Below are 7823 nucleotides of genomic sequence, written 5' to 3' on the forward strand. Positions count from 1 at the left end.
GTCCAATACCCGCCTTGTAACCAGAGATGCAAAAAGGTAAAACAAATGAATAGCCGGGAACAGGCCCCAGGCCCCGCGGGGCGGGATGGGGAAGAGAATACGGGGTTTCTTGCGGCGGCCGAGCAGTTCAGGCTGCGTTTTGCCGCCGGCGCGGCGCGGCGCGACAGCCTGCGGATATTGCCCCATGAGGAAATAGACGCGCTGCGGCAAAGCGGCCTGCTGTCGATGCGGGTGCCGCGGGAGTACGGCGGCCGGGAAGCGGATCTGCTCACGTTCTCGCGCGTGATACGCCTGCTGGCGGCGGGCGATCCTAATATCGCCCAGGCCATTGTTCCGCAGTTCGCCAATCTGGAAAAACTGCGTTTATACGGCACCCCCGCCCAGCAGCGGCACTACTTCGATCTGGTGCTGGGGGGGACCATGATGAGCAACGCCGCCGCCGAACGGGAAGGCGCTTTTATCGGCGACATGGCGACCCGGCTGGAGCGGCGGCATGGGACATGGCGTCTGCGCGGGCGCAAGTATTACAGCACCGGCAGCCTGTTTTCCAGCATTATCCTGGTCACCGCGGTACACGAGGACGGCGGACGGGCGGCGGTGTTCGTGCCGGTGGACCGCTTAGGGGTCACCGTCAGCGATGATTGGGACGGGATGGGGCAACGCACCACCGCCAGCGGCACCACGCTGTTCGATAATGTGCTGGTCGCCGAAGAGGAGATATTGCGCATTCCCGCCTATGGCCAGCGCCGCACCCATGAAGGCGGTTTCGCGCAGCTGATCCATGCCGCCATCGACGCCGGCATCGCCCTGGCGGCGCTGGCGGATGCCTGCGCCTATGGGCGCACCCAGGCGCGGGTGCTGCGCGAGAGCGGCGTAAGCGGCGCCACCGCCGATCCCTATGTGCTGCACACCGTCGGTGAAATGGCCATCATCGCGCACGGCGCCGAAACCCTGCTCGAACGCGGGGCGCTGCTGCTGGACAATGCCCTGCGGGCGGAGTGGGCCGGCACCGAGGCGAGCGATCGCCTGCTGGGGGAGGCGTCGATTGCGGTGGCCGAGGCAAAATACGCCACCTCCGAGGCCGCCATCCGGGTAAGCGAAATGATCTATCGCCTTGGCGGCGCCTCGGCGACGTCGGCGGCGCTTAACCTTGACCGGCACTGGCGTAACGCGCGCACCCATACCACCCACGATCCCGTGGCGTATAAGGCGCGGGCGGTGGGCGATTTTTATCTAAACGGCACGTTGCCGCCGATCAATACTAAAATTTAAGGGGTTTGGTTATGGAACTCGGTTTAGCGGGAAAAGTGGTACTGGTCACCGGCGGCAGCAAAGGCATCGGCCTGGCCGTCGCCCGGGCCTTTTTACGTGAGGGCGCGCGGGTGGGCATCGTGTCGCGCGATACCAATAACCTGGAGCAGGCGCGGCTGGCGCTGGCGGACGACGGGCCCGGCGTGGCCGTGGCGCGGGCGGACCTGAGCAACAGCGAGGAGGCGGAGGACGCCGTCGCGCAGATCGTCCGCCAGCTGGGGCCGATTGACATCCTGGTGAACAGCGCGGGCGCCGCCCGGCGCAACCCGCCGGAATCCCTGGACAGCGCCGCCTGGCATGCCGCGATGGACGCAAAATACTATACCTATATCCACGCCCAGGACGCGGTGCTCAAGCGTTGGGTGGCGCTGGCGGGAAACGGCGACGCCGCGCCGACTCGCCAGAACGGCGCCGTGGTCAACATCATCGGCACCGGCGCGCGCGCGCCGCATCCGTCCCACCTGGCGGGCGGGGCGGCCAACGCGGCGCTGCTGTTGTCCACGCTTGGACTGGGACAGTATTACGCGCGGTACGGCATCCGGCTCAATGCGGTTAATCCGGGTTATACCTTAACCGATCGCATCGATCACACCATCGGCCATGAAGCCCGGCGGTTGGGCGTGACGCCCGAGGAGGCGCTGAGCCAACTGAGCGCCGGGCTGCCGCTGCGCCGCTTCGGCCGCCCCGAGGAAATTGCCGACGTGGTGCTGTTCCTGGCAAGCGAACGCGCCAGCTATGTGGTCGGCGCGTATATCTCGGTGGACGGCGGGCAGCATACGATCCTGTAACCACGCCGCGCGAGGATGGCCGACGGGCGGCGGGCGGGCGTCCCGGTTCGGTCATCACGGGGTCGGATGGACGTAAGTTCCGGCCCGGGGATCAAGCGGCCGCCAGGATCAGGCTGCGCGTATAGGGATGGACCGGGGCGTTGAGTATCGTCATTGCATCCCCCGCCTCGACCACATTGCCCTCTTTCATCACGATAATCCGGTGCGCCATGGCGGCCACCACCGCCACATCATGGGTAATGATCAGATAGCTCAGGCCATGCGCCCGCTGCTGGCGCTGCAGCAGGGCAATGATCTGCCGCTGGATGGTCACGTCAAGGGCGCTGGTCGGCTCATCGAGCACCAGAATATCGGGGTTGATGATCAACGCCCGCGCAATGGCGATACGCTGGCGCTGGCCGCCGGAAAATTCATGCGGATAGCGGCGCAGCAGGTCCGGAAACTGGGTTTCCACCAGCCCGACCTCGGCGAGGATGGCGATAATGCGTCGCTCGCGCTCGCGCGCCGACAGTTCGGGATGATGGAAATGCAGACCTTCCCCCACCACCTGGGCAATATTCATGCGCGGAGACAGCGAGGAGAAGGGATCCTGGAACACCGCCTGGATTTTGCGGCGCTGTGACCGCCGCGCCAGGGAGGAATGCGCATTGGCCTGATGCCATGACATGCCGTCGATACGCAGTGAACCTTCATGGTCCATCAATCCGAGCACGGCGGCGGCCAACGTGCTTTTGCCCGAGCCGGATTCGCCGATAACACCCAGCGTCTGGCCGCGCTGCAACACGAAATCGGCATTCTTGACCGCCTGAAAACGATGACGCCGGAACCAGTTGCCCATCCCCGGCTGCGAGACCGGATAACTGATATTCAGGGCTTTGCCTTCCAGACGCGGATGCCCTACGCTGTCTGCGGGAACGGCGTCGATATCCCGTTGCGGGCGGCTGTTGATAAGCTGGCGGGTATAGGGATGCGCCGGCGACTGGAACAGTTGCCCGGTAGGGGCGACCTCCACGATCTTGCCGGCTTCCATGACAATAACCCGATCGGCGAAACGGCGCACCAGGTGCAGGTCATGGGTAATAAGCAGGATGGATAAACCGTTCTTGCGCTGCAGGGCGGACAACAGTTCAAGGATTTGCAGCCGCAGGGTCACATCCAGCGCGGTGGTCGGTTCGTCCGCCAGCAGCAGTTTGGGCTCGCCGGCCAGCGCCATGGCTATCATGGCGCGCTGGCGCTGGCCGCCGGAAAGCTGGTGCGGATAGGCATGGGCGCGCCGTTCCGGCTCGGCGATGCCGGTCTCCGCGAGGCGGGCCACGGCGTGCGTCCAGGCGTCTTTGCCGCTCATGCGGCGCTTGATCCGGTAGACCTCGGCAATCTGTTCGCCAACGGTATGCAGCGGATTGAGCGCCGTCATCGGCTCCTGGAAAATCATCGAAATATCCTTGCCGCTGACGGCGCGGATGTCCGCCTCAGGCAGCTTAAGCAAATCGGTGTGGCCATACAGCGCCTGTCCCGTCACCCGGGCGCCGGGAATCAGGTGCAGCAAGCTCATGGCGCTCACGCTTTTGCCCGACCCGGATTCGCCCACCAGGGCGACCTTCTCATGCGGCTTGATATGAAAAGAAATGCCGTGCACGATCTCTTCGCCGTTAAAACCAATACGTAAATCACGCACGTCAAGCAGCTTAAGCGGTACCGCGTCGTCGACGGCGGCGGCGGATCTCTCTTGGGTGGCCATCGTATTTTATTTCCTTTGCAGACGGGGATTATAGATATCGTTCAGGCCATTGCCGATCAGCATAAAGCCCATAACGGTCAGGAAAATGGCCAGGCCGGGCAGGGCGGTCATATACCAGGCGGTGCGCAACACCTCGCGCCCGGAGCCCACCATGCTGCCCCAGGTCACCACGCTCGGATCGCCAAGCCCGAGGAAAGACAATGAGGCTTCCGATAAAATCACCTGCGCCACCAGCACCGAGGAGGCCACCATCACCGGCGCAATGCTATTGGGCAGCACATGGCGGGTAATGATACGCAGATGCCCCAGGCCGATGGTGGCGGCGGCGCGCACAAATTCCATCTCGCGCACGCGCAGCGCCTCGCCCCGCACCAGGCGGGCGATCTGCGGCCAGGAGGTCGCGCCCAGCGCCAGTGAAATACTGAATGTCGAGGGACCCAGCACCATCACCAGGGCGATGGCAAAGAGTAAACGCGGCATGGTCAGGAACACTTCGGTCAGGCGCATCAGGATATCGTCAACCCAGGACGCGCCGAAATAACCCGCGATAACGCCGATGACGATGCCGAGCACAACGGAAAGCGCGGTGGCGAACAGGCCGATCATCAGCGAGGTGCGCGCGCCGTAGAGCAGGCCGGAAAGCATATCCCGGCCCATCATGTCGGTACCCAGGGGAAATCTGGCGTCCGCGCCCGGCCAGAGGGTCGGGCTGCCGACCATATTGCGCGGGTCGTCGGGGAAAAAATAGGACGCCGACAGCGCGCCGAACAGGATCAGCAGCAACAACACCAAGCCTGTCTGGGTGGAGTACGAGCGCGCCAGGCGCGACAGAAAACGACGGGATATCATGGGCGCCGTCTCCCGATGCGCGGGTCCAGCGCCACATACAATAAATCCACCACCAGATTCATCAACACCACCAAAAAGGAACTGATAAGGAAAATACCCAGCAACAGGTTCAAGTCGCGGGAAAACACCGCGTCATAAGCCAGCCGGCCGATTCCAGGCCAGCCGAAGACGGTTTCCACCACCACCGAACCGCTTAGCAGTCCGCCGATTTCCAGCCCGGTAATGGTCACTATCGGTAACGCGGCGTTGCGCAGGATATGGCCGAAGATAACCCGCCATTCGCTTAATCCCTTGGCCCTGGCCGTACGCACGAAATCCTGCCCATAGGCTTCCAGCATGGACGAGCGCGTGATCCTGACGTACATCGACAAAAAGAACAGGCTTAGCGATAATGCCGGCAAGATCAAATGGCGCGAGACATCCAGCAGGTAATAAGCCTGATTGGCATAGTCCGCGCCCACCGTGGTGATGCCGCTTACCGGAAACCAGCGCAGGTTAATGGAAAACAGCACGATCAGCAGCAGGCCGATCCAGAATAACGGCGTCGCGAACCCGATGGTCGAGAACACCGAAATCAGTCCGTCCAATAGGGAACCCCGATAGCGCGCGGCGATAATGCCCAGCAACACGCCGACCACCAGGGCAAACAGGATGGCCGTCAAAGACAGGGTAATGGTGGCGGGCAACCGGCTGAGGATCAAATCGGAAACGGGCATGTTTTCCCGAAAAGAGTAGCCTAAATCGAAATGGGCCAGCGAGACGATATAATGAACAAATTGCTGCCAGATCGGAATGTTCAGGCCGTATAATTCACGCATTTCCGCCATATATTCCGGCGTGGCGCCGCCAGATTCACCCGCCACGACATCAATAACGTCCCCGGGCGCCAATTTCATTAATACAAAGGCCAAAAGCACAATGGTAAACGTGGTGGGCAAAATCTGGAACAACCGCCAACCTATATAACCAATTCTACCCTGCATCACCTATCCTCCCGTTAAAAATAAGGATACGCGGTGTTTACCGTAATCAATCCGGGTTACCGTCATAGAATTTACCGCATTCTCCGCGCGTCGCCTGTACCGGCCGCTAATAAGGTTTACAACGCTGATGAGATGCTCAGTGCGTTAAATTGCGACTGTCTTTCCAACGCGCGGGTAAAGGTTTCGAGGGATTCAATGAGTCTGTTTTCAAGCGCGCCGCTTAACTGCGGGCTGCTGTCGTACTGGGTAATCTGGCTGTCCTCGGAAAACACGCCGTGCAGGATTTCCTGGGCTTTCAGCGCGTTAAGCACCGGCTTGAGCGCATAGTCCAGCGCCAGCATATGCCCGACCGATCCGCCGGTCGCCATCGGCAATACCACTTTATGTTCGAACGCCCGTTCCGGCAGCAGATCCAACAGGGTTTTCAGCGCGCCGCTAAACGAGGCCTTATAGATAGGCGTGCTGATAATCACCCCATCGGCCTGGGCAAGCTGCCCGGTAAACACCTTAAGCGACGGACTGTCAAATCGCGCATACAGCAAATCCTGCGGATTAAAATCAAACACACTCCAGGGCGTAACCTTAATGCCTTGCCCCTCCAGCCAACGCTTGGCGATGGTCAACAGCGCCGCCGAGCGCGAGGGCAGGCGCGGGCTACCGGCCAGGGTAATAACATTCATTGCTGCTCCTTAATAAATACAATACTCAAATTGCGCAAAGCGTGGCTAACCGGGGCTCAAACAATCCTGCGCCCGGCAAAATTCCCAAAACTATCCCAAAATCAGAACAGCGCTATTACATATGTTTAACCACCTTATTACGCATGAAATAAAAATTAAAATATTATTTTTGGCTTTCTATAGCTGAAATCATGATTTCTGCACAGGGTACTTCTTGCCATAAAATCACGCCTTATGTTATGTTATAAGATAACAATAACTGGCGCCGGCACGGCGCTTTTTCAGCAAGGAGTAAAATTTGAATCGTTTACCCGTATCGTTAGCGGTGGCCATCATGGTGTTAAGTCCGGCCGCATTGGCCAAAACGGTCGACGCGGTCGCCAGTTTTTCCGTTCTGGCCGATATCGTAAAACAGGTCGGCGGGGATCACGTCACCGTCACCAGCCTGGTGGGTCCCGACGGCGACCCCCACAGTTTCGAGCCGGCGCCTAAGGACAGCCAGGCGTTGAATAAAGCCGATGTGGTATTTGTCAGCGGCCTGGGGATGGAAGGCTGGATGGATCGCCTGATTACGGCATCAGGCTATAAGGGCAAGGTCATCACCGCTTCCACGGGCGTAAGCACCCGCAAAATGGAAGAGGAAGGTAAAACCGTCACCGACCCCCACGCGTGGAACAGCGCCAAAAACGGCGCTATCTATGCGCGCAACGTCATGGCGGCATTGATTGCCGCGGATCCGGAGGATGCGGCTTATTTCCGCCGGCAGGGCGACGCCTACACCGAGAAACTGGAGAAGCTGGACAGCTGGGCGAAAAGTGAATTTGCCTCTATCCCGGCGGCCAAACGCAAAGTCATCACCAGCCACGACGCTTTTGGCTATTTCGGCGCGGAGTATGGCGTGGAATTCCTGGCGCCGGTGGGCTTTTCAACTGAATCCGAAGCCAGCGCCAGCGATGTGGCCGCCTTAATCAAGCAGATCAAACAAGAGCATATCCAAACCTACTTTATTGAAAACCAAACCGACCCGCGCCTGGTGAAACAGGTGGCGGCCGCCAGCGGCGCGCGGCCGGGCGGTGAGCTGTATCCGGAATCCCTATCCAAGGCCGGGGGCCCCGCGACCACCTATGAAGCGGCGTTTAAACATAATGTCGAGACGATGGTAGCCAGTATGAGGTGATTTGCCTGATAAAGATTTACGCCGGGGCATTGTCGTAAAGCGGCGCGCCCAGGTCGTGCAAATAACAGACAGCCTCAGCGCAGCGGCCCATTAGCGCTATGAGGCTGTAATGGATTATTGAGATGCACTCCCTACTGCGCTAATTTCGCTATAAATTAACTATATAAGATGACAGTTGATTGAGTCCGTATTATTAAATAATAATTCACTCCGTTCTTGCCGGCTCCATTGCGGTTATGTGTCGTTGCGAATACCGTAACTCTAAAATCTCTCCGTTTAGACAATCGATATTGAAAT

Annotated in this window: 7 protein-coding genes; 3 read left to right on the forward strand and 4 right to left on the reverse strand. The window is 59.8% G+C overall.

The features are described 5' to 3' along the window. Nucleotides 1–45: 45 nt before the first annotated feature. On the forward strand, nt 46–1272 hold the full coding sequence (locus VGC33_RS12635) for an acyl-CoA dehydrogenase family protein (RefSeq protein WP_331121110.1): 1227 nt from the start codon (nt 46–48) through the stop codon (nt 1270–1272). 11 nt (nt 1273–1283) lie between these two features. Beyond that, nucleotides 1284–2099 carry an SDR family oxidoreductase gene (locus VGC33_RS12640; RefSeq protein WP_331121111.1) on the forward strand — a complete coding sequence of 272 codons (816 nt, stop codon included), beginning with the start codon at nt 1284–1286 and terminating at the stop codon, nt 2097–2099. A 91-nt stretch (nt 2100–2190) separates the two neighbouring features. Here VGC33_RS12640 and VGC33_RS12645 read toward each other — a convergent pair whose 3' ends face one another. The 4 genes from VGC33_RS12645 to ssuE all read right to left on the reverse strand — a co-directional run bounded on the left by VGC33_RS12645 (nt 2191) and on the right by ssuE (nt 6349). Continuing rightward, nucleotides 2191–3837: an ABC transporter ATP-binding protein gene (locus VGC33_RS12645; protein WP_331121112.1), complete on the reverse strand. Its 1647-nt coding sequence runs from the start codon at nt 3835–3837 to the stop codon at nt 2191–2193. Nucleotides 3838–3843: 6 nt separating this feature from the next. Next, nucleotides 3844–4686, reverse strand: coding sequence for an ABC transporter permease (locus VGC33_RS12650; protein ID WP_331121113.1), 843 nt, complete (start codon nt 4684–4686; stop codon nt 3844–3846). Next, on the reverse strand, nt 4683–5669 hold the full coding sequence (locus tag VGC33_RS12655) for an ABC transporter permease (RefSeq protein ID WP_331121114.1): 987 nt from the start codon (nt 5667–5669) through the stop codon (nt 4683–4685). Before VGC33_RS12655 ends, VGC33_RS12650 begins: the two co-directional genes overlap by 4 nt. Nucleotides 5670–5785: 116 nt before the next feature. Continuing rightward, nucleotides 5786–6349 (reverse strand): NADPH-dependent FMN reductase, encoded by a 564-nt coding sequence (gene ssuE / locus VGC33_RS12660; RefSeq protein WP_331121115.1) that lies wholly within the window; start codon nt 6347–6349, stop codon nt 5786–5788. A gap of 298 nt (nt 6350–6647) precedes the next feature. Here ssuE and VGC33_RS12665 point away from each other — a divergent pair, with 298 nt between their 5' ends. After that, entirely contained in the window at nt 6648–7526 is an 879-nt protein-coding gene (locus tag VGC33_RS12665; RefSeq protein WP_331121116.1) for a metal ABC transporter substrate-binding protein, read from the forward strand. Nucleotides 7527–7823: the final 297 nt, after the last annotated feature.

The sequence above is a fragment of the Acerihabitans sp. genome (assembly GCF_036398755.1).
GTDB lineage: Bacteria > Pseudomonadota > Gammaproteobacteria > Enterobacterales > Enterobacteriaceae > Acerihabitans.

Coding starts and splice junctions, on each gene's coding strand:
- VGC33_RS12645 (WP_331121112.1), bottom strand. CDS start 3,837: ATGGCCACCCAAGAGAGATCCGCCGCCGCCGTCGACGACGCGGTACCG.
- VGC33_RS12650 (WP_331121113.1), bottom strand. CDS start 4,686: ATGATATCCCGTCGTTTTCTGTCGCGCCTGGCGCGCTCGTACTCCACC.
- ssuE (WP_331121115.1), bottom strand. CDS start 6,349: ATGAATGTTATTACCCTGGCCGGTAGCCCGCGCCTGCCCTCGCGCTCG.
- VGC33_RS12635 (WP_331121110.1), top strand. CDS start 46: ATGAATAGCCGGGAACAGGCCCCAGGCCCCGCGGGGCGGGATGGGGAA.
- VGC33_RS12640 (WP_331121111.1), top strand. CDS start 1,284: ATGGAACTCGGTTTAGCGGGAAAAGTGGTACTGGTCACCGGCGGCAGC.
- VGC33_RS12655 (WP_331121114.1), bottom strand. CDS start 5,669: ATGCAGGGTAGAATTGGTTATATAGGTTGGCGGTTGTTCCAGATTTTG.